This window comes from Novosphingobium sp. 11B (assembly GCF_054589055.1).
This window is the reverse complement of the sequence record NZ_BAAILP010000304.1, coordinates 1-332: the sequence shown is the minus strand read 5'-3', so window position 1 is coordinate 332 and position 332 is coordinate 1. Positions and strand designations below refer to the sequence as shown.

The 332-nt window shown below is 60.8% G+C and carries 1 protein-coding gene; it reads left to right on the top strand.

What is annotated here, in order from left to right:
- The coding region (locus tag ACYPYD_RS26100; RefSeq protein WP_459666548.1) for an ATP-binding protein at positions 1–213 on the top strand (213 nt) is incomplete at its 5' end.
- Positions 214–332: the final 119 nt, after the last annotated feature.

Here is a 332-nt window from a genome sequence, read left to right as displayed (position 1 = left end):
AACGCCCGGCACCATCTGCTCGAAATCCTTGAGGACCGTTACGGTCAGCGCTCCACGCTGGTCACCAGCCAACTTCCGGTGCCCCGCTGGCATCAGACCATAAACGATCCGACCTACGCCGATGCCATCCTGGACCGCCTCGTTCACAACGCACACCGGCTCGAACTCGAGGGTGAATCCATGCGCCGGCCTGCGACCCAAACCGCCGCTTGACCACCGCCAATCCCTAATGCCATCAAGCGAAACGATCTGGCTTCTACCCGGCCGGGATCAAATCGGAATGATGGCCGGGATCAGATTGGAACAGGCGACCGGGATCATCGGAATCCGCA